This is a genomic window from Acidobacteriota bacterium (assembly GCA_016716715.1).
Lineage (GTDB): Bacteria > Acidobacteriota > Thermoanaerobaculia > UBA5066 > UBA5066 > Fen-183.
On sequence record JADJVE010000002.1, the window covers coordinates 1 to 22,224 of the forward strand.

The 22,224-nt window shown below is 68.6% G+C and carries 12 protein-coding genes and 6 pseudogenes; 6 read left to right on the top strand and 12 right to left on the bottom strand.

Features of this window, described 5'->3' with window-relative positions; genetic code table 11:
- From IPL89_02560 to modC, 5 genes and pseudogenes are all read left to right on the top strand, one after another.
- Positions 1-907, top strand: a 907-nt coding sequence (locus IPL89_02560) for a TonB-dependent receptor (GenBank protein ID MBK9062068.1), incomplete at its 5' end; no start/stop codon positions are given.
- Between the two features lie 91 nt (positions 908-998).
- Positions 999-1,370, top strand: coding sequence for a LysR family transcriptional regulator (locus IPL89_02565; protein MBK9062069.1), 372 nt, complete (start codon positions 999-1,001; stop codon positions 1,368-1,370).
- A gap of 92 nt (positions 1,371-1,462) precedes the next feature.
- Positions 1,463-2,220 (top strand): annotated as a pseudogene (modA, locus tag IPL89_02570) (molybdate ABC transporter substrate-binding protein).
- Positions 2,221-2,239: 19 nt separating this feature from the next.
- Positions 2,240-2,917: a molybdate ABC transporter permease subunit gene (gene modB / locus IPL89_02575; protein ID MBK9062070.1), complete on the top strand. Its 678-nt coding sequence runs from the start codon at positions 2,240-2,242 to the stop codon at positions 2,915-2,917.
- A complete protein-coding gene (gene modC / locus IPL89_02580; protein MBK9062071.1) occupies positions 2,914-4,026 on the top strand; it encodes a molybdenum ABC transporter ATP-binding protein in 1,113 nt (370 codons plus the stop codon). The genes modB and modC overlap by 4 nt, the downstream gene beginning before the upstream one ends.
- A gap of 13 nt (positions 4,027-4,039) precedes the next feature.
- Here modC and IPL89_02585 read toward each other — a convergent pair.
- Positions 4,040-4,248 (bottom strand): annotated as a pseudogene (locus tag IPL89_02585) (TOBE domain-containing protein).
- Between the two features lie 96 nt (positions 4,249-4,344).
- Here IPL89_02585 and IPL89_02590 point away from each other — a divergent pair.
- Entirely contained in the window at positions 4,345-4,836 is a 492-nt protein-coding gene (locus IPL89_02590; protein ID MBK9062072.1) for a DsrE family protein, read from the top strand.
- Positions 4,837-4,849: 13 nt separating this feature from the next.
- On the opposite strand, the pseudogene IPL89_02595 reads toward IPL89_02590, so the two are convergent.
- From IPL89_02595 to IPL89_02645, 11 genes and pseudogenes are all read right to left on the bottom strand, one after another.
- Positions 4,850-5,406, bottom strand: a pseudogene (locus IPL89_02595) (response regulator).
- Positions 5,403-6,701 (bottom strand): HAMP domain-containing histidine kinase, encoded by a 1,299-nt coding sequence (locus tag IPL89_02600; protein ID MBK9062073.1) that lies wholly within the window; start codon positions 6,699-6,701, stop codon positions 5,403-5,405. Before IPL89_02600 ends, IPL89_02595 begins: the two are co-directional and overlap by 4 nt.
- Before the next feature lie 47 nt (positions 6,702-6,748).
- Positions 6,749-8,111, bottom strand: a pseudogene (locus IPL89_02605) (PepSY domain-containing protein).
- Positions 8,093-10,402, bottom strand: coding sequence for a TonB-dependent receptor (locus IPL89_02610; GenBank protein MBK9062074.1), 2,310 nt, complete (start codon positions 10,400-10,402; stop codon positions 8,093-8,095). Before IPL89_02610 ends, IPL89_02605 begins: the two are co-directional and overlap by 19 nt.
- A gap of 97 nt (positions 10,403-10,499) precedes the next feature.
- Positions 10,500-12,743 carry a TonB-dependent receptor gene (locus IPL89_02615; protein MBK9062075.1) on the bottom strand — a complete coding sequence of 748 codons (2,244 nt, stop codon included), beginning with the start codon at positions 12,741-12,743 and terminating at the stop codon, positions 10,500-10,502.
- A gap of 172 nt (positions 12,744-12,915) precedes the next feature.
- On the bottom strand, positions 12,916-14,088 hold the full coding sequence (locus tag IPL89_02620) for an SCO family protein (protein MBK9062076.1): 1,173 nt from the start codon (positions 14,086-14,088) through the stop codon (positions 12,916-12,918).
- A gap of 1,201 nt (positions 14,089-15,289) precedes the next feature.
- Entirely contained in the window at positions 15,290-16,057 is a 768-nt protein-coding gene (locus IPL89_02625) for an HAD-IC family P-type ATPase (protein MBK9062077.1), read from the bottom strand.
- Positions 16,009-17,050: pseudogene (locus IPL89_02630) on the bottom strand (HAD-IC family P-type ATPase). Before IPL89_02630 ends, IPL89_02625 begins: the two are co-directional and overlap by 49 nt.
- A 31-nt stretch (positions 17,051-17,081) precedes the next feature.
- A pseudogene (locus tag IPL89_02635) lies at positions 17,082-17,684 on the bottom strand (YHS domain-containing protein).
- Complete coding sequence (locus IPL89_02640; protein ID MBK9062078.1) at positions 17,681-20,938, bottom strand: efflux RND transporter permease subunit; 3,258 nt, start codon at positions 20,936-20,938, stop codon at positions 17,681-17,683. The pseudogene IPL89_02635 and the gene IPL89_02640 overlap by 4 nt, the downstream one beginning before the upstream one ends.
- Positions 20,935-22,215 carry an efflux RND transporter periplasmic adaptor subunit gene (locus tag IPL89_02645; GenBank protein ID MBK9062079.1) on the bottom strand — a complete coding sequence of 427 codons (1,281 nt, stop codon included), beginning with the start codon at positions 22,213-22,215 and terminating at the stop codon, positions 20,935-20,937. The genes IPL89_02640 and IPL89_02645 overlap by 4 nt, the downstream gene beginning before the upstream one ends.
- Positions 22,216-22,224: the final 9 nt, after the last annotated feature.

Sequence of the window (22,224 nt, forward strand, 5' to 3'; positions counted from 1 at the left end):
GCAGACGAGCGGCGCCCTCTGGGGGCAGGCCGCCGTCCAGCTCGCGCCGTGGTTCCGCGCGGTCGCGGGTCTGCGCGGCGACCTCTACCGCTTCAACGTCTCGAGCAACGTCCCCGAGAACTCGGGCACGGAAACGAGCGGCATCGTGAGCCCGAAGCTCAGCCTCGTCTTCGGGCCGTTCTCGAACACCGAGATCTACCTGAACGGCGGGTACGGCTTCCACAGCAACGACGGGCGCGGCGCGACGCTCCACGTCGATCCCGTGACGAAGGACCCCGCCGAGCCGGTGACGCCTCTCGCCCGGGCGAAGGGCGCCGAGTTCGGCGTTCGCTCAACGGCGTTCAAGGGCTTCCAGTCGACGCTCGGCGTCTGGCTCCTCGACATCGGCTCCGAGCTCGTCTTCTCCGGCGACGCGGGCATCACGGAACCGAGCCGGCCGAGCCGCCGCATCGGCTTCGAGTGGGCGAACTACTGGAGCCCCCTCCCGTGGATGACCGTGGACGCGGACTTCGCGTACTCGCGCGCGCGCTTCACCGAAGACGATCCCGTGGGCAACTACATCCCGGGCGCGATCGAGGGCGTCGCGTCGGCGGGCGTCTCCGTCAACAATCTCTCGGGCTTCTTCGGAAGCGTGCGCGTCCGGTACTTCGGTCCGCGCGCGCTGATCGAGGACGACAGCGTCCGGTCGAAATCCTCCACGCTCGTCAACCTCAAGGTCGGCTGGCAGGCCGCGCCCTGGGCGCGCTTCACGCTCGACGTCTACAACCTCTTCAACACGCAGGCGAGCGACATCGACTACTACTACGCGTCGCGCCTTCCCGGCGAGAGCGCGGAAGGCGTCGACGACGTCCACTTCCACCCCGTCGACTCGCGAACGATCCGGGCGGGGCTGACTCTGACGTTCTGACGAGCGGCGACTAGAATCCACGGCACGTGCACCACCTGAGGGAGGTTTCGGCCGCACGGCCCCTCGGTGCCCCTTCACACGGAGTCAGGCGATGACCGCTGCTGCCAAGTCCGCGACCGCGATCCGAGCTCGGCCTCGAATCCGGATCCTGAGGGGGACCGTGATCGCCTTCGGACCCGGAAAGGCTGACCTGCTCGACGCCATCCGGGCGAAAGGCAGCATCCGGAAGGCCGCAGAGAAACTCGGGATGTCCTACATGCGCGCCTGGCACCTCGTGCAGACGATGAACGCGGAGTTTCGGGCACCGGTCGTCTCGACCGTTCGGGGAGGGGAAAGACGCGGCGGTACATCGGTGACGGCGACGGGTGAAGCCGTGCTCGTCCTCTATCGGGAGATGGAGTCGGCGAGCGTCGGGGCGATGGTGCCGGCTTGGCACCGCCTCAGGCCGTACCTCAGGCGATGAGGCCTCTTCAGACCATTCGCATCAAGGCCCCGTGTTTTCCGTTATATTTACCGGATTATATCGCGCGTCGAGATCCTGGATCCGCCGAAGATATGGAGCCAACCGTGAACCCTCTCAGAACTCTGGTCCCGCTCATCCTGACCTTCGCGCTCTTCCCGGCCCGTGCGGATGAAGTCCAGGTGGCCGTGGCCGCCAACTTCTCCGCGCCAATGAAGCAGATCGCCGCGGTGTTCGAGCAGGACACGGGCCACAAGGTGCTGGTCTCCTCCGGCTCGACCGGCAAGCTCTACGAGCAGATCAAGAACGGGGCGCCGTTCCAGGTCTTCCTGGCCGCCGACGACAAGACGCCAGCAATGCTCGACAGTGAAAACCTGACCGTCGCCGACACGCTTTACCTACGCGATCGGCAAGCTGTCCTCTGGTCGGCCAAGCCCGGATTCGTCGACGCCAAGGGCGAAATCCTGAGACAAGGCGCCTTCCAGCATCTCGCCGTCGCCAATCCAAAGCTCGCACCCTACGGCACCGCAGCGGTCGAGACGATGACGAAGCTCGGGGTGTTCGCGGCGATCGAGCCGAAGCTCGTAAAGGGCGAGAACATCTCGCAGGCGCACCAGTTCGTCGCAAGCGGCAACGCTGAGCTGGGGTTCGTGGCGCTGTCGCAGGTGATGAAGGACGGCAAGCCGGTCGAAGGCTCAATGTGGGTGGTCCCGGCAGACCTCCACTCCCCATCCGCCAGGACGTCGTACTCCTCGCGACCGGCAAGGGTAAAGCCGCCGCCGAAGCGCTCGTGAAATACCTCAAGGGCGACAAAGCGCGCGCCATCATCACGTCCTTCGGCTACGGCCTCTGAGGCCATCGGGGCAGCGACGATGACGGCCGCCGATTTGTCCGCGATCCGCCTGACAGCGGAGCTGGCGACGCTCACGACGCTCCTCCTCCTCCTCGTCGGAACGCCGATCGCCTGGTGGCTCGCCCGCACGACCTCGCTCTGGAAAGGACCAGTCGCCGCAGTCGTGGCGCTGCCGCTCGTCCTTCCGCCCACCGTTCTCGGTTTCTATCTCCTTGTGACGATGGGGCCGCACGGCCCCGTCGGCCGGCTCACGTCATCGCTCGGCCTCGGCGTCCTGCCGTTCACGTTTCCGGGACTCGTCATCGCCTCCGTCCTCTACTCGATGCCCTTCGTCGTGCAGCCGGTCCAGAACGCCTTCGAAGGCATCGGCGACCGCCCTCTCGAGGTGGCCGCGACGTTGCGCGCGAGTCCGCTCGACACGTTCTTCTCCGTCGCAGTGCCGCTCGCGCGCCGCGGGTTCATCACCGCCGCGATCCTCGGGTTCGCGCATACCGTCGGCGAGTTCGGCGTCGTCCTGATGATGGGTGGCAACATCCAGGGCGTGACCCGTGTCGTGTCGGTCAGCATCTACGATCACGTCGAGGCGTCGGAGTACGCATCGGCGCACTGGCTCGCCGGCGGCATGATCCTGTTCTCCTTCCTCGTGATGCTCGCGTTGAACTGGATCGGCACGACACCGCGCAGGCACGCTCGGTGAGCGGCCCTGAGTCGTCGACCACCGCCGCGCCCGGCCGTCTGTCGGGCCGCTTCCGCCTGAGCTACCCCTCAGGGTTTGACCTCGACGTGGATTTCGACCTGCCGGGACGCGGCGTCAGCGCCCTCTTCGGTGCGTCGGGCTCGGGTAAAACCACGATGCTGCGTTGCATGGCCGGACTCGAACGAGCACCGGATGCGTTCCTCGCCGTGGCCGGCGAGGTGTGGCAGGACGAGACGCGCGGCGTGTTCGTTCCCACTTTTCGCCGCCCCCTCGGCTACGTCTTCCAGGAAGCCAGCCTCTTCTCTCATCTCTCAGTTCGGCACAATGTCGACTACGGCCGACGCCGTGTCTTACCAGCCGAGCGACGCGTGGCGCGAGAGAAGGCGATCGAGCTTCTCGGTATCGGCCACCTCCTCGACCGAATGCCCGACCACCTCTCCGGCGGAGAGCGCCAACGCGTCGCCATCGCCCGCGCGCTCGCCGCCAGCCCGCGATTGCTCCTCCTGGACGAGCCGCTCGCGGCGCTCGACCTCCAACGCAAGCGCGAGGTCCTCCCGTACCTGGAGCGGCTGCATGGGGAGCTGGAGATACCCTTGATCTACGTGAGCCATCAACCCGACGAGGTGGCTCGCCTTGCCGATCATCTCGTCCTCCTCGATCGGGGCCGCGTGACGGCTTCCGGCCCGCTCGCGGAGCTGCTGACCCGGCTCGACCTGTCGCTCGCGCACGGCGATACAGCCGGTGCCGTGATCGAAGCCACCGTGGCAGCACACGACGAGGCTTTTCACCTCACGTATCTCGAGTTCGCGGCCGGTCGCGTGAGCATTCCGCGAGAGGACTTGAGCGCCGGTACGCGCCGGCGAGTGCGGGTGTTGGCACGCGACGTGAGCGTCACGCTCGCGCCGCAGACCGGTACCAGCATTCTCAATATTCTGCCGGCCCGTGTCGCGGGCCTCGTGGAAGAGAAGCCGGGACAGGTGATGGTGCGGCTCGACGCGGCGGGCACCGCTCTCCTGGCGCGCGTGACGGCGAAGTCCGTGTCGCAGCTCGGGCTGCGCGAAGGCCAGAGCGTCTACGCGCAGATCAAGGGAATGGCGATGCTGGAATGAGCGGGCACAACCTCTACTCCTTCACCGGGAGGACGTGGATGGCCTTCACGACGAGAAGTACCTGGTCGCCTCTCTTCAGGCCCATCTCCTCCAGAGACTCCGTCGTGAGCACCGAGGCCATGGCCGTCGGAGCCGTGACGTCGAACTTCACGAGGGACATGACGTCCCCTTTCTTCACCGACTCACTTTGGCAACGATCGCGTTCCGCGCGCCGTACTTCATGGCGAACTCCTTTCGCGCTTGCGAGCCTTCCAGTCTACCCGCGTCGAGCCGGCGCCCGGCCTTTTCGGGAGCTAAGATTTCTCGAGGAGGAACGACATGACAGACACGATGAGGCCGGGCGATTGCTCACGTCTCGATTTTTTGAGGACCGCGGGGCTGGCCTCCGCCGCACTCGGCGTCAGTTCTCTCGCAAGCCCGGCGGCGTCCGCCGCGGACGCGAAGGGGAGGTACGTCGTCGTCGTCACCAACGGGTCGAATGACCCGAACCGGGCCATCCTCGGGCTGCTGATGGCTCTGCAGGTGGCCGACAAGGGCCTCGGCGAGGTGCACGTCTGGACGACGATCCACGGCGCCGAGCTCGCGAACAGTGCGAAGGCCGAGAAGATCGTCTCGCCGATCTTCAAGAAGTTCGGGAACGGGCTGGAGCTCGTGATGAAACTCAAGGCAAAGGGGGCGACGTTCCGCGTCTGCCCCCCCTGCGCCGACGCAATGGGAGCCACCGGCGCCGACAAGATGGACTTCTTCGAGCTGAAGGGGGCCGACTGGCTGATGCAGAACCTGCAGGGCGCCCAGGTCGCCTGGATGTAGCGGAAGGCGGTGCTCAGCGCCGGACGGGCGCCTTCGCCAGTTTCCGCTGCAGGGAGCGGCGGTGGAGGCCGAGGCGCCGCGCGGCCTCCGAGACGTTTCCGCCGCAGTCCGCCATGACGCGCTGGATGTGCTCCCACTCCACACGCGCCAGAGAGGGCACGTCGCTGCCGGGCTCGGCCACCGCCGCACCCGCCGCCGCCGTACCCGGCTCGAGCGCGGCGAGAATCGCGTCTGGATACGCGGGCTTCGTCAGATAGTGGACCGCCCCGAGCCGCACGGCTCGACCGCGGTCGCAATGCTGCCGTACCCCGTGAGAACGACGACGCGCATCGCAGGCTCCAGCGCGAGGAGCCCACGCACGACGTCGAGGCCGGGCGGCCCGGGCATCCGGAGATCGACGACGGCCATCTCGGGAGGGTCCGCCCGGGAGACGGCGAGCGCGGCGGCGCCGTCCCCCGCTTCGCGGACGTCGAGCCCGCGCTCGCGGAAGGCCTTCGCGAGGCGCGTCCGGAAATTCTCGTCGTCGTCGACGAGGAGGATCGTGCGTGCGAGCGGCGCGCCGTCGCTCAAGCCGGGCCCCTCGCCTCGGGCAGCTCGAGGGTCACGGATGTCCCGCCCCGCGGGCGCCGCTCGACCGTCAGGCGGCCGCCGAGGCTCTCGCAAAGGCCGCGCGCGAGGAAGAGCCCGAGGCCGAGCCCCTGCCCCGGCAACTTCGTCGAGAAGAACGGCTCGCCCACACGCCCGAGCGCTTCCGGGGAAATCCCGGGGCCCTCGTCGAGCGTCGTGATGCGGACGGAGCCGGAACCCGCGTCGAGCCACAGCGCCACGGGCGCGCCAGGCGGGCTGGCCTCGAGCGCATTTCGGAGGACGTCGCGCAGGGTGCGGGAGAGCGCCTTGTGCGGGGCGACGATGCGTGCGGACGGGGCACGGTCCTCGAAGACAACCCGGCGGGCGTCGGCCTCCGACAGCGACGCGAGAGCGTCCGCGGCGACGTCCCCAGCCCGTATCGGGGAGACGTCTTCTCCGGTGATCTCGCCTCCCTCGGAGGCGATCCGGTCGAGGACCGCGCGGCAGCGTTCCACTTCAGCGCAAATGAGGCGCGCGTCGGCGGCGAGCGCCGGGAGGTCCGGGGCCTTCGACTCGCGGAGCACGCGCTCCAGCTCCGACGCGGCGACCGCGATCGTCCCGAGCGGCGTCCCGAGTTCGTGCGCCGCGCCCGCCGCGAGCGTCGTCACGACGGCGAGGCGTTCGGCCTTGAGCGCGCGCTCGCGCATCCGACCGACCTCCTCGTTCCTCTTCTCGAGCGCGCCGGCGAGCCTCACCACGAAGAGGACGGTCAGAAAGGCCGACACGCTCAGGGCGACCCACATGGTCTGGAAGTGGTCCAGGTGCAGCCCCGCACCGGCGGGCATCCTGTGGCCCATGTGCTCCAGCTCGGGGATCGGCACATACCAGAAGAAGAGGCTCGCGTAGCACGCGACGGCGAGGCCCGTGAGGATCCACGCCCACCGCGCCCCGAGGACGACCGCCGCGAGCGTGACGTGGACGAGGTAGAGCGTGCTGAACGGATTGGACGGCCCGCCCGAGAGCATCAGGAGGCCCGTCAGGGAGAGCGTGTCGAGCGTCAGGAGCGCGCCGGGCAGGCCCGCCGCAGGGGTCCGGCCCGACGCGAGCAGCGCGCGCACCGCGAGGTTCGAGAGCGCCGTGACGAGGACGACGGCGAGAAACGGCGCGATGGGGATCTGCGCGGACAGGAATTCCCGGGCGAAGACGAGCGCGCCGACCTGCCCGAGGACGGCCAGCCAACGCAGCCGCGCCAGCCAGATAAGGCTGATCTCCCGCCGTCCGTCACGAGGCGTCTCCATCATTCCGCGCGGATCCTCCGCGCGCATTCTCTCCGACGCGGCGACCTTCACGGCGCGGCGCCCGGAGCCGGCAGACCCAGCCACACGCGCGCGGCGGGAATGCGGCGCAGGACGAGCAATTCGAGGAGACGGACGACGAGCAACGTGGCCCCGAAGAGCGGGAGGTAAACGGCGAGAACGAGCACGGCGAGCCGAGACCAAAGGAGAGCCGGGACGATGCGCCGCCTCCGGCTCGGGCGCTCCGAGAACTTTCGACGTGCGGCGGCGCCACCAAAGGACGAACGCGCTCACCGAGAGCGTCACGAGCCCGAGCGCCGTCAAGAGGCCGAGCAGCTGGTTCGGCCAGCCGAAGAGCTGGCCTTCGTGCGCCGCGATGCCGGTCCCGACGATCCGGTCGAGGACGTGGCGGTCCTTGAAGTCCTCGCGCGAGAGGACGGCGCCGGTCGCGCCGTCGAGGACGAGGTTCACACGCAGCGGCCGGTTCGCCGCGTCGGACTTCGCCGTCCAGTTCTTCTCGCGGCGCGAGGGCGGGGATAGGAGGACCGGAGGCGCAAGATCGAGAGGCCTCACCGCCGCCACGACGCGGTCGAGCCCCGACAGGTCCTGCGGGCGCCCGGGGCCGGAGCCCTTCGACATCCCGGAGTGGCCCGCGTGCTCGCCCTCCTCGCTCTCGGCCCGCGAGGGGCGGCCCGTCGTCCAGTCCTGCTGCGCGGCCGCGGTTCCCGTCAAGCGCCGCGCGGTCTTGAAGTACTCGCCCCAGAACTTCGCCCACGGCAGCCCCGTCAGGAGAAGGAAGAGCGCGAGGCTCGAGATCCAGACGCCCGTCACGGCGTGGACGTCGCGCCAGAAGACGCGTCCCCCCGCGCCGAGGCGCGGATACGCGACCCCGGCAAGGCCCCGCCCCTCGCGCGGCCACCAGAGGAAGAGGCCCGTGAGGAGGAGGACGATCGTCCACGACGCCCCGATCTCGACGAGATTCGAGCCGCGGTTGCCGAGAAGGAGCTCGCCGTGGAGGCGGAAGAGGACGCGCATGAAGCGGTCCTCCTCCGGCACCTGGTGAAGGACCCGAAGGGTCGCCGGGTGGACGTAGACGCGCGTCGCCTCGCCCCCCTTCGCCACGATGACGCGCACCGTCGACGTGGGCGTCTTCGGCAGCTCGTACGCGCGCAGCGCCGAGCCCGGCACCGAGGCGAGCGCCGCCTCGACCTGCCGGCTCGGAGGAGCGGGCGCGCCCGCGTCCGCGAGTCCGTCGTAAGGCTGGTCGATCCACGCCTCGATCTGGGGCCGGAAAAGGTAGATCGAGCCCGTCGACGCGAGCAGGAGCACGAACGGGATGGCGAAGACCCCGGCGTAAAAGTGCCAGCGCCAAACCGTCCGGTACGACGGCACGCTCAGAGCCTCAGCCGGAATCCGCCGGAAACGGTCCGCGGGGCGCCGGCCCAGATCGCGCCCGTCGCGGCCGACACCGAGGCCGCGCCGTTCTGCTCGCCCGTCGCCGGGCTGATCGTGTTCGAGACGTTCGAGGCCGACCCAACGTACGTCGCGTCGAACGCGTTTCGGACCTCGAGGAAGAGGCGCACACCCTTGACGAGCCCGGAACCCAGATCGCGGTCGTAATGGAGGTTCGCCGACCAGAGGACGTAGCTCGGGACGCTCACGAGGTTCGCGTTGTCGATCGGCGTCGCGGCGCGGTAGTCCGAGTCGACGTAGAAGCCGAGGCCGCGCAGCAGGCCGGTGAGCTGGTCGTAGCCGACGCGGGCGTGGACGTAATGCGGCGGGACGCCGGGGAGCTTGTTTCCGGACCGGTCGAAGGCGGTGGACTGCGTGCCGGCGCTCAGCCGCTCGACGTACTCCGTGTAGACCTGGTTGTTGTAGAGGTACGCCCCCGAGAGCTGGAGCCCCGGCACGGCCGTCGAAAGCGGCCGCCAGTCCAGTGTGACCTCGACGCCCCGGTGCTCGGAGCGCGGTGCGTTGAACGTGAAGCTCTGGAGGTTCGCGCCCGGCGACTGGCTGACGAGCTCGTTCCGGAAGAATTCCCAGAAGCCGATGACGCCGGCCTTCAGCGAGCCCGCGACCGTCCAGTCGACGCCGAGGTCGACGCCGAGATTCGTCTGCGGCTTGAGGTCCGTGTTGTTCCCCGGGGCTCCCTGCGGCGTGACGAAGAGATTCGTCGCCTGCGGCGTTCCGTATCCGCCCGCGACGCGCGCGCGGAACTGCCACTCCTTCGCCGGCTGAAACGAGAGCGACACATCCGGCGCGACGTTGAAAAACGTCCGGTTGGCGTCGATCGTCGCCCACGTCGGCGGCGCCGCCAGCGGGTAGGTCCAGTTGCGCGCCTGCGCCTCGAGCTTCGTGTTCTCGACGCCCACCCCGGCGACGGCCGTCCAGCCGCGGGCGAAATCGACTTCCTCGCGCACCCGCGCCCCGTAGTTCAGATGGTGCCCGAGAACCGTCTGCGTGACCGCCCCGAGACTGGCCGGGCTGCCCGGCGTCGGGCTCACGTCGCCGCCCGGCGCCGTGTTGTACGTGGTCGAGTTGATGTTCTCCCAGTTCGCGAAGACGCCGCCGTAGTGCCGCGCGGGAAGACCGAAAAGCCGCCCGTTCGCCGTGACGTCGCTCATGAGGTTGAACGAGGGGTACGTCCCGACGGCCGCCGTCGCGCTCGTGGGCTGCTTGATGTCGCGGTTGTCCCAGACGAGCTGGGTGCGCCAAGTGACCCCTTCGGCGAAGTCGTGCTCCCAGCGCCCCGCCGTGATCGTCCGGCGGTCGTGACGGCCGAGGGACGCCTGTTCGGCGCTCAGGCTGACGCGCGGCCCGTTCACGCCGTTCGCGAAGACGGACACCGACGCGCAGCCCGTGCCGGCGAGCGCCTCGCAGCCTTTCTGAAACGGATTGAGGTTGAACTGGACCAGAGAGAGACGGATCGAGAGGTCCGAGTCGAGGTCGTTGTTCACGAACTTGACCGTGATGCGGTCCTTCGGTGTGGCCGTGTACGTCGTGAGGAAGTTCAGCGTCGTCGTGTGGTACGCCGTGTGCGAAGTGAAGCCGTCCCCCCCGACGTAGCTTCCGAAGAGCGCGTAGTCCCACGCTCCCTGCCGGTGCCCGAAGCTCACGTATCCGTTCTTGTACCCGAAGCCGCCCACGTCGCCGCCCACCTCGGCGCCGTTGATCTCGAGGCCGGTGCGCGTCCTGAAGTTCACGGCGCCGGACGTCGCGTAGTTGCCATAGAGCGCGCCCGCGGGGCCCTGGAAGACGTCGATCCCGGCGTACGCGTGCGGGTCCATGAGGTCGGTCCGCGCGAGGCCGTCCGGCTGCGTGAACGGGAAGCCGTCTTCGAGGACCTGGATGTTGCGGATGCCGAACGTCTGGCGCGCGTTCGAGCCGCGGACGGAGACGGAGACGTCGCGCGGCCCATTGCCCTGCTGGACCGTGACACCGGGCGTCTGGATCAGGACGTCACCGATCGAGAAAGCCGTCGCGTTCTTGAACGACTCGCCCGGGATCGTCGTCGTCGTCTGGCCGGCGGGCGACTCGTACGCGGCCGGCTTGGGCGCCGTCACGACGACGTCGGCTTCCTTCTTCTTCGGAGCGGGCTCCTCGGCCTCGTCGGCGCGCAGCGGAACGCACGCGAGTGAGAGCGCGAGGGCGAGCAGGTGAACGGACGTCCGTTGAAATCGAGTCGGGGTCGCAATCGTGTGCATGGACCGGATGGTCCGCGACAGCGACGCGTCCGGGAATGCGGCGAATTGACGCACAGGGGCCCGGCGCGCGGTGCGCGCCGGGCTCACGCGGCCGAAGTCAGATCTTGACGTTCAGCGCGGCGTAGATCGAGCGCGCCGGGCCGGGAACGTTGATTCCCCACGGAACGCCCGCTCCCGACATCGTCATCCCCTGCCCCACGTACGCCCCGCCCAACGGGAGTGAATAGAGGGTGTTGAGGAGGTTCTCGAGGCCGAGATCGAAGCGAAACTGCTTCCACGTGTAGCTGCTGCGCAGGTTGACCAGCGCGTAGCCCGCCGTCGAGACTTCGTTCCGCACCGCCGAGACGCGCGTCCGGGCCGACACCGCCTGGACCTCGGCCGTGTTCGTCCAGCCGCCGAGGCGATGGACGAGCGCCAGCTTCGCGTTGAGCGGCATCACGTCGTAGAGGTCGCCGCCCGACGTCCGGTTCTCTCCCTGGACAAAGGCGGCGACGAGGTTCGCGTCGAGCCTGCCGGCGCCGCCCTTCGCGAGGAGCGTGTGGCCGGAGACATCCACGCCGTAAAGCCGGGCCGACTGATTCGCGTACTGGAGGTAGACGAAGCCGGTCGTGGCCATCGCGTTCATGGCGCCGCAGGTCATGTTCGCCGAGCTGCAGCGGACGGCGTCGACGTAGTCGTGGACGGCCGTGAAGTAGGGCGTGACGGTCAGCCCCCAGACGTCCCGGGAAGCGTCGTGCCAGTCGGCCGTCAAGCTGACGGTGTTCGCCACCTCGGGCCTCAGGTCGAGGTTCCCGACATAGCCGTTTCCGTCTCCAACCAGGTTGTTCATCACCATCGCCATCCCGCCGGTCGACCACGCGTAGCGCTCATAGAGGTTGGGCGAACGGGTCTTGCGGGCGAAGCCAGCGGCATACGACTGCCCCGCATCCGGCGCGAAGCGAACGAGCGCGGTCGCGTCCCAGTTGTGGTCGGTCCGCTGGCGGTCGGCGGCGTTGAACGCCGTCGATTCGGAAAGATACTGGGCCATCATGTTCGTGTTGTAGTAACCCTGCACCGGGCCCGTGTCCGACTGGACCGTGTCGCTGCGCAGCCCGAGCTGGGTCGTCCAGCGCGGGTTCCAGCGCGTCTCCCATTCGGCGAAGACGCCGAGGCGGTCCCGCTGCCCGTCGTTGATGTTCCAGAACGTGTTCGGCGCCATCATGCCGCCGGAGGGCGGCCACCAGTCGTCCAGCCGGAAGCGCTGGTATTCGGCGCCCGCCGTGAGGGTGTTGCCCGGAGAGAGCGCGACGGCCGCCCTGACGAGGGCTCCGGAGTTCCGTCCCTCGGTGTCCATGGGCATGCCGGGAATCGTGCCGCTGTACCAGAACTGCTTGTCGTCGCCGAAGTTCATCGAATGCTGCGTCTTCTCGGCGTAGGCGCGCGCCTCGAGGACGCCCCACGAGAACCGGCCCGTGTAGTGGAGGTTGACGTGCTTGCTGTCGTTCCCGGTCAGGTCCATGCGCTGGTTCGGGTACCCCTCGTACGGAATGTCCTGCAGACCGAGCTTCACCTCGACGACGTGGGCGTCGAGCTTCAGCGCGAACCCGACTTCGTGGTTCCACGCCTTGAACCGGGACGATCCGACGACGTCGCCCTCCAGCCAACCCTGTCCCATCGCGGCGGGCCCGGACGGCTTGAAGTCCTTCGCCGCCGAGTAGTTCTCGGACTGCGCGAGCGAGCCGTTGTACGTCACGCTGAATGTGGGGCCCGCCACGAGCGCCGCGAGATTGGCGCCCCAGCCGTTTCCGTTGCTGCGATAGAAGGCGCCGGCCCCGCCCTTGACGAGGGTGCCCTGCCCCGCCTTCGCGAACTCGGGCGCGGCCGAGTCGACGAGGATCGTGCCGCCGATGCTGTCACCGCCGGCGCTGACGGGCGCGATGCCGGCGAAGACCTTGACGCTCGCGACGTTCGTCGGGTCGATGTAGGAGAGCGGCGAGTTCATGTGATTCGGGCATGCGGAGGCGAGGGGCATGCCGTCGATCTTCACGAGAAGGCGGTCGTCGGCCAGGCCGTGAATCACGGGCAGGCTCGAGACCCCGCCGCCGGTGTGGAGGGCGACGCCGGGGACGTCCCGGAGGAGGCTCGCCGTGTCGCTCGTGGAGGGACGAAGAGCCGCGAGCGCGGCCTCGTCGAGCTCGCATGTGGGTGCCGGCGAGACGTCGGTCTTGGGCGCGGTGACGGCGACCTGCGCGTGGGTTTCCCGGCGCTCATCGGGCGAGGCAGCAGGAGCGGTCTGCCCCGCGGCCGTGCCCGCCGGGCCGAGAATCAGGATGGTGGTCAGGGTCGCGAAGGAGGGCAGCATCGCCCGCTGTCGTGCCGGGGAGTTCGTCGTGTGCATCTGCTCGTGCTCCGTGCGCGGGCGCGTTCACGGCCAGCGCCTCCGGGCGATGGTGCGGAACGCGGAGGCACTCCGGAAACGATGCACGTGCACGATGCGGCAAATGGTCGCACCGGCCGCGGCGGTGTCAGCCGTGTCAGCGCCGGCGGGCGGCGAGTACCGCCGCCCGAATTTCCTGCGGGGGGCTGTCGGCCGGCACGAGCCGTTCCACTCCGCCGCCCGCTCCGAGAACGTAGAGGCTCGTCGTGTGGGAGTAGAGAGTCCCGGCGGCGGAGCGTCCCGGCGTGGCGATCACGGACGCTGCAAACTGCTTCACCACCTTGTTTACCTCTTCCTTGGAGCCCGTCAGCCCGACGGCGGGGACCGCAAAGTACGAGAGGTACTCCTTGAGGAGGGCCGGCGTGTCCCGCGGGTCGACGCTGACGAAGAGGATCGACACGTCCCGCCCGTCCGGACCGAGAAGCTGCCAGGCGCGGCTAAGCTTCGACATCATCGCCGGGCAGGCGTCAGGGCAACGCGTGTATCCGAAGAAGAGCAGGGCCACCCTGCCCCGCAGGCTCGAGAGGCGGAACGGGCGCCCTTCCTGGTCGACGAGAGTGAAGTCGCCCGGATCGATCAGCGGCGGCGCGTCGGACGCCGCCGCGCGATCCGGGTTGATGACCTTCGCTTCGACGCGTTTCGAGGTGCCGTCGCGGAAGCCGAGGGTCAGAACGACGGTGTCACCAGCCTTCAAGCGGCGCTTCAGGTCGATCAACATGAGATGCAGGCCGCCCGTTGCGAGCCGGACGGAGCCCTTTGCCGGGATCGGAATCGCGTCCAGCGGGCGCATCTCCATTCGGTCGTCCTGCATGCGCATTTCGTGCAGCTCGGTGGCGGACGCGTCGGGCGTCGACGCCGAGATCAAGTCGATCGCCTTGCCGCCCGCGTTGACGATCGTGAAGTACCCGGCTCCGACCGTCTGGCCGGGCGCCGGCTCGCGGACCCACGCGTCGCGGACTTCAAGCACGGGCGGCGAGCCGTTCGCGCCCGGGCTCGCGGACGCGAGAGACGCAACGAAGGCCGCGATCTTCAGCCGGTCCTTCCCCGCGATGTGGGGGAAGGCCATCATTCCGGTGCTGCCATCGCCGACGCCGTTCATGATGCTCCCCGCGATGCCGGGGACCGTGTGGCCGTTCTTGAACGAGGCGGCGTCGTGGAGGTCCCGCGGCGGCGCGTGGAGGGACGGCGCTGCCGGCCCGTCGCCGCGCCCCTCCGGGCCGTGACAGGCGGCGCAGCCGAACGAGAGGTAGAGCGCGCGGCCCTCCGCCACGGCCGACCGGTCGAGGCCGTCGAGCCGCCGCAGCCCGCAAGGAGCACGGCCGCGGAGACGAGTGCGAGGGCCGGCTTCATATGCGCGAACTGTATGCGGATTGAAGCCTCGCGCGCCTGCGGCCCGATTGACGCGGACGGCGATCTCCCGCGCGGCGCGGGCGGCTACTCCGCGCTTCGCGTCGAAGTCGATCTCCCATCGCGCGCCGGCGGGCGAGTTCCCCGTTCCGAGAAGAGCCAGCTTCCCGGGCGGGGGCACGTGAACGACCCCGGGCCGTCACCGTCCGTGCGGCCAAGGGTCCGCTGCGCGCCGGCGCCTTCGAGCGGGCCGCGAAACTCCTCGTTCTTCTCGGCGAAGGCGTGCCGAGGCTTTGAGGACGCGTCACGAGGTGAACGTGGATCCCGCCGGGACTCCAGCGGATGCCGAGAACAGGCAGGGCGATCTTGCCGCCGGGTCCGAGCCGGCTCCTTCCGGGATTCCTCGGCGATGCGGCGTCGCGCGACCGAGGCGGGCAGGCTGCGAGCGGCCGTCGCGAGAATCGCCGTTCCACCTCGGACTCGGCGCCAGCGAAACCGTCCCACCTGCGAAGTTCCGGGCCGGCTTCAGCTTCCGATCCGTACAGTTAGGATGCGAGAACCTCTCAACGGTGTCCACCTCGAGCTCTTTCGGGGGAAGGGTCAGGACGATCACCGCGATCCCGTTCCCGGGGGCTTCACGGTCATCCGCAGGGAATGTACGAGGCGCTGCTTCTCCTCCCCGATCAGGGTGCTTCGGCCGCGCAGGCACCTCGGCCCGCGCCACGGCGCTCCGGACAGATGGCATAGTCGAGCGCGGGAAACGCTCCGCCGCTCGTCACGTCGAGGACGATAGGCTGCGCCATATCCACCCCGGAGTTTTCGAGGCGCAATCCACGTGTCATGGGCCCCGGCCTCCCGCGCCCCGAGGGCGAGATGAACGAACGCGGCCGCTCGCGCTCGCATGCTCGTTCTCGAACCCGGCGACCGGATGCCGCCGTCGATCAAACCGAGCGCGGTGCCGAGGCTCGTAAGAGCCGTTCTGCGATTCATCGTCCCTGTCCCCCTGGCGAGAAGTACCCGGTTCCCTCTCGCAGCTTAACCCTCCGTCCTCCGGCTTCTCGCGGTCCGGAAGCGCCGGCGACTGGCCCGAACGGCCCCTCTCGATGAGTTCCCGGCGGGCCGAGCTACAGGGCAGCCCGCCGGAGCCGCAGGGCGTTGGCTATGACGGAGACCGAGCTCAGGCTCATCGCGGCGCTCGCGATGATCGGAGAGAGGAGGAGGCCGAAGAAGGGGTAGAGGACGCCCGCCGCCAGCGGAACCCCGAGCGAGTTGTAGACGAACGCGAAGAAGAGGTTCTGCCGGATGTTCCGGATCGTCGCCCGGCTCAGGTGCCGCGCGCGCAGGAGGCCCGAGAGGTCGCCTCCGACGAGAGTCACTCCCGCGCTCTGGATGGCGACGTCGGTCCCCGTCCCCATCGCGATCCCCACGTCGGCGGCGGCCAGCGCGGGCGCGTCGTTGATGCCGTCGCCCGCCATTGCGACGATCCGGCCCTCGCTCTTCAGCCGCGTCACGGTCCCGGCCTTCCCCGCCGGAAGCACGCCCGCGACGACCTCGTCGATGCCGAGCTCCTTTGCCACGGCCTCCGCCGTCGCCTTCGCGTCGCCCGTGAGCATCACGACGCGAATCCCGAGGTCGTGCATCCCCGCGATCGCGGCGCGCGTGGAAGGCCTGATCGGATCCGCGGCGGCGAGGAACCCCGCAGGCTTCCCGTCCACGGCGACGAAGAGGATCGTCTGGCCCTGCGCACGGGCGGCGTCGGCCTCGGCAAGGACCTCGACGGCGGAAAGGAAAGGGAAGAAGAGAGAAGAGAGATCTGCTTCGAATGAGGGAAGAGAACCAACGGCTACGATGACGCTCCTCGATCTGAGGCCATCGCGCCCTTTGCCCGGGATCGCCTGGAAGTCGCGCGCGGTGACGCGGCGAGGCCAGCTTCCTTCTCATTCGCGGAAAATACGACCGCGCCCGCGAGCGGATGTTCGCTCGCGCGCTCGACCGAGGCGGCGAGGCGAAGCAAGTCATCCTCTTTCCACCCTTGCACGGGTCTCATCAGAGCGATCTTCGGCTTCCCTTCCGTCAGCGTGCCCGTCTTGTCCACGACGAGCGTGTCCACCTTCTCGAGCCGTTCGAGCGCGGCCGCATCCTTGAAGAGGACCCCCGCCGCCGCGCCGCGGCCCATCGCGACCATGACGGACATCGGCGTCGCGAGACCGAGGCGCGCACGGGCAGGCGATGATGAGGACGGCGACCGCGTTCACGAGCGCGTGGACGAAGCGTGGCTCGGGCCCGAAGAGCGCCCAGGCCGCGAGGTGGCCGCCGCGACGAGAATCACGACGGGAACGAAGACGGCGGCGACCTTGTCCGCGAGCCGCTGGATCGGCGCCCGGCTCCGCTGGGCCTCGGACACCATCCGCACGATCTGCGCGAGGACGGTGTCGCCGCCCACCTTCAGCGCCTCGATGACGAGAGCGCCGTTTCCGTTCACGGTCGCGCCCGTCACGGCGTCGCCCGCCTTCTTGGCGACGGGAACCGGCTCGCCCGTGATCATCGATTCGTCCACCGCGCTCGCGCCCTCGACCACGCGACCGTCGACGGGAACGCGCTCGCCCGGGCGCACGCGCACGTGGTCCCCCGCCTTCAGGCGCTCGATCGAAACGTCTTCGTCGGCGCCGCTCGCGGTCACGAGGCGCGCCGTCTTCGGGGCGAGGCCGAGGAGCGCCCGGATCGCGCCGCCCGTACTTCTCGCGGCCACGGGCTCGAGCACCTGCCTCCGGAGCACCAAGCGTCGTGATGACGGCGGCCGCTTCCGAAGTAGACGTCGTGCACGGGGAATGGTCTGAAGAGACAGAAGAAGAAGATCTGCTTAGAAAGGGGATAAGGAACCCAATCGCTCTTGTGGCGCTGGAGTAAGCCGCGCCGTCCCAGCGCGATCAGGGTGAACATGTTCAGGTTGCGGGTCTTGACGGACGTCCATCCGCGCTCGAAGAACGGCCCGCCTGCCCAGAGCACGACCGGCGTCGAGAGGAACAGCTGCGCGAAGACGCTTGCCATCGGCGAAATGGCCGTCGCGAGGCTCGGAGCCACCATCAGGCCCATTTCAAAGAAAAGAAGCGGCACGGTAAGAACGACCGCAACCCGCAGCCGCCGCTTCATGTCGACGAGCTCGGGATTCGGCGCATCGTCCAGCGACACGGTTCTCGGTTCGAGCGCCATCCCGCAGATCGGGCAAGAACCGGGAGAGGGCCGGACGACCTCGGGGTGCATCGGGCACGTGTACTCGACTCCCGGGCCTGCGGGCGTCGCGGACTCCATCGGCTCGTGGCTGCCGCCCTGCAGATATTTCTCGGGCTCCCGGCGGAACTTCTCCAGGCATCCCGCAGCGCAGAAGAAGTAGTCCTTTCCCTCGTGGACGAGGGTGTGCTTCGTCTTGCCCGGGTCGACGTTCATGCCGCAGACGAGGTCTTTCTCGGTCCCGGGCGTCGGCAGGGAGGGTAGCGTCGGAAGATTCATCGGATCGATCATGCCTGCGCTCCCGGCAACTCGCGCTGCTTCCAGAGGATGTAGACGGCCGGGTAGACGAGGAGCTCCAGCGCGAACGACGTCACGAGGCCGCCCACCATCGGCGCCGCGATGCGCTTCATCAGGTCGGCGCCGGCGCCCGTCGACCACATGATCGGGATCAGGCCGAAGAACGCGGCGCAGACGGTCATGGCCTTCGGCCTCACGCGCTTGACGGCTCCGTGGATGATCGACTCGACGAGGTCCGCGCGGTTCCTCAGGAGCCCCTTCGCCTTCGCGTCCGCGTGCGAGAGGTCGAGGAAGAGGAGCATGAAGATGCCCGTCTCGGCGTCGAGCCCCATGAGCGCGATCATCCCGACCCACACGGCGATCGAGAGGTTGTAGCCGAGGAGGTACAGGAACCACACGGCGCCGATGATCGAGAACGGCACCGCGAGGAGGACGATCATCGTCTTTATCGCCGACTTCGTGTTCGCGTACATCAGGAGCCAGATCAGGACGAGCGTCACCGGGATGACGACCTTGAGGCGCTCCTTGACGCGCATCATGTTCTCGTACTGGCCGCTCCAGACGAGCGCGTACCCGGGCGGCAGCGTCACGTGCGCCGCGACGGCCTTCTTCGCCCGCTCGACGTACCCGCCAACGTCCTCCTTCGACGTGTCGAAGTCGACGTAGACGTAGCCCGAGAGGAGGCCGTTCTCGTTCCGGATCATCGCCGGTCCCCGCACCTGGCGGATCGTCGCGAGCTGGCCGAGCGGCACCTGGGCGCCCCCCATCGTCGGGACGAGGACGCGCGCGAGGCGGTCGAAGTCCTCGCGCAGCTCGCGCGAGTAGCGGACGTTGACGGAGTAGCGCTCGCGGCCCTTGATCACCGTCGTGACGGTCTCGCCGCCGATCGCCGTCATGATGACCGCGTTCGCGTCGTCCACCGTGAGGCCGTAGCGCGCGAGCGCGTCACGGTTCAGGTCGAAGTCGATGAAGTAGCCGCCGGCCACGCGCTCCGCGAACGCGGAACGCGTGCCCGAGACGTCCTTCACCGCCGCCTCGACCTCCGCGCCGATCCGCTCGATCTCGCCGAGGCTCGCCCCGAAGATCTTGATCCCGACCGGCGTGCGGATGCCCGTCGAGAGCATGTCGATGCGCGCCTTGATCGGCATCGTCCACGCGTTCGTCGTCCCGGGAATCCTGAGCGCCCGGTCCATCTCGTCGACGAGCTCGTCGTGGGAGATGTGGTTCGGCCAGATGTGGCCGAAGCCGTTCGCGAGCCAGCCGGGCGCCCACGACGAATACCACCTGTCCTTCTTGCGCCACTCGGCCTCGGGCTTGAGGATGACCGTCGTCTCCATCATCGAGAACGGAGCCGGGTCCGTGGACGTCTCGGCGCGGCCCGCCTTGCCGAACACGCGCTCGACCTCCGGGAACGACTTCAGCACGCGGTCCTGCGTCTGGAGCAGCCGCTCGGCCTCGGTCACGGAGATTCCCGGCAGCGTCGTCGGCATGTAGAGGATCGAGCCCTCGTAGAGCGGCGGCATGAACTCGGAGCCGAGCTTCAGGAAGACCGGGACCGTCGAGAGCATGGCGAGGAGCGCGATCGCGATCGTCGTCTTCGGGTGGTTGAGCACCGCGCGGCAGGGCCTCTCGTAGAGCCGGTGCAGGACGACGCTGATCGGGTGCTTCTCCTCCGCGTAGTACTTCCCCACCGTGACCTGGTTGACGATCCACGCGAGCCACTTCGGGCGGAACGAGAAGCCGTCCATGCGCGTGAAGAGCATCCGGATCGCGGGATCGAGCGTGATCGCGAGGAACGCCGCGATCGCCATCGCGAGGTTCTTCGAGAACGCGAGCGGCTTGAAGAGGCGGCCCTCCTGGTCCACGAGCGTGAAGACCGGAAGGAACGCGACCGCGACGACGAGGAGCGAGAAGAAGACCGACGGGCCGACCTCCATGAGCGCCTCGAGCCGGATCCTGTGGAAGTCTCCGGGCCGGCCGCCGTCGTTCCACTCCTGCAGTTTCTTGTAGGCGTTCTCGACCTCCACGATCGCGCCGTCCACGAGGATGCCGATCGAGATCGCGATGCCGCCCAGCGACATGATGTTGATGTTCAGGCCCATCGCGTTGAACGGGATGAACGCGAGGATCACCGAGATCGGAATCGTCACGATGGGGACGATCGCGCTCGGCACGTGCCACAGGAAGAGGAGGATTACGAGCGAGACCACGACGATCTCCTCGATCAGCTTCGACCGGAGCGTGTCGACGGAGCGCTTGATGAGGTCCGACCGGTCGTACGTCGTCACGATCTTCAGGCCCGGCGGCAGCGACGGCTCGATCTCCTTCAGCCGGGCCTTCACACGGTCGATCACGTCGAGCGCGTTCTCGCCGCTCCGCATCACGACGATGCCGCCCACGGTGTCGCCCTTGCCGTCGAGGTCCGTCACGCCCCGCCGGATCTCGGGGCCGAGCGCGACACGCCCGATGTCCCGGACCGTCAGCGGCGTCCCCTTCTCGTTCGTCTTGACGACGATTTTCCCGATGTCCTCGACGGTCTTGAGATAGCCGCGGCCGCGCACCATGTATTCGCGCCCCGAGAATTCGATCAGGCGCCCGCCGATCTCGTTGTTGCTCTTCCGGATCGCCTCCACGACGGACTCGAGCGGGATTCCATAGGCCGAAAGGGTGTTCGGGTCCAGCGTCACCTGGTACTGCTTCTGGGAGCCGCCCACGCTCGCGACTTCCGCGACGCCGGGCACGGACTGCACGGCGTACCGCAGGAACCAGTCCTGGTACGAGCGGATCTCGTCGGTCGCGTTCTTCCCGCTCTCGTCGACGAGCGCGTACTGGTAGATCCAGCCGACGCTCGTCGCGTCCGGCCCGAGCTCGGTCTTCACGCCGGCGGGGAGACGCGACTGGATCGTCGAGAGCTTCTCGAGGACGCGGGAGCGCGCCCAGTAGATGTCCGTGCCGTCCTCGAAGATGACGTAGACGTAGGAGAAGCCGAAGTCCGAGAACCCGCGGATCGTCTTGACCTTCGGGGCTCCGAGGAGCGCCGCCACGATCGGGTACGTGACCTGGTCCTCGAGAATGTCCGGGCTGCGGTCCCAGCGCGAGAACACGATGACCTGCGTGTCGGAGAGGTCCGGAATCGCGTCCAGCGGCGTCCTCCTGATGACGCCGATCGCGAGGACGATGACGATCGCGTAGACCGCGATGACGAGGTATTTGTTCTCGGCGGAGAACCGGATAATCCGCCGGATCATTTCGACGTACCCATCGCCGAGATGGCGGCCTTGAGTCGCGACTCGGAATCCACGAGGAAGTTGGCGCCCCGGACGACGACGTCGCCCTCCTTGAGTCCGCTCCGGACTTCCACCATTCCCTCGCCGCGATCGCCGATCGCGACCTCGCGCGGAGAGAGCGTCCCCTCGCCCTCGGCAACGAACACGACGTTCCGCGTGCCGCTCTCGAGAACGGCGTCATCCGGAACCTGGAGCACGGTGCGCGGCCGGGCGTGGAGCGTGACGTCCGCGAACATCTCGGGCTTCAGCTCGCCCTTCGGGTTGTCGAACTCGGCGCGCACCTTCACGGTGCGCGTCTTCTCGTCCACGGACGGGTAGACGTACGTGACCGTCCCCTGCCACGAGCGCCCCGGCCAGTAGGAGAGCGTCATGGTCGCCTTCTCGCCCGTGGCGAGGCGCGGGAGCTCGTACTCGTAAACGTCCGCGAGCACCCACACGGCGGACAGGTCGAGGATGTCGAAAAGAGTGTCGGCCGACGTCACCTTCATCCCGTGGTACGCGGTTCGCCCCGTGACGTACCCGGAGATCGGGGCGTAGACGGGCATCGCGCGGACGGGCTCTCCCTTCTTCTCGATCGCCGCGATGTCGGCGGGCGTGATCTCCCAGAGGAGGAGGCGCTGGCGCGCCGCCTCGAGGAGGTCGCGCCCGCCCTGCGCGACGGACGGGACGCCGGAGGGCCCGAGCGAGCGCGACGCCTTGAGCGCGAGCAGGTACTCCTGCTGCGTGGCATAGAGCTCCGGGCTGTAGATCAGCGCGAGGACCTCGCCCTTTTTCACGTACTTGCCCGTGAAGTCCGCCGTGACGTGCTCGACGAAGCCCTCGTAACGCGTGTGGACGTGGTGGACGCGGCGCTCGTCCGCCGCGATACGCCCGGTCGTCCGGATGGATGTCGCGAACGGCGCGCGCGTCACGGCGACGGTCTTGAGGCCGAGGAGCTGCCGCTTGGCCGCGTCGATCGTGACCGTCGCGAGGCCCTCGGGCGCGGCGCCGGCGCCTTTCGACGGCGCAGAGGCCGCCCCCTCGATCGGGACGAGCTTCATGTTGCAGATCGGGCAGTCCCCGGGCCCGTCCTTGACGACCTCGGGATGCATCGGGCACTGCCACTTCGCCGCCTTCGCCGCCGGCGCTCCCGGGGAAGGCGCCGACGTCTTGCCTCCGCAGCCTCCGAGGGCGAGCACGGCGCCCACGACCAGCGCGATGCCGAGGGGAAAGCAAGGGATCCTTCTAAGCAGATTCATTTTCTTCTC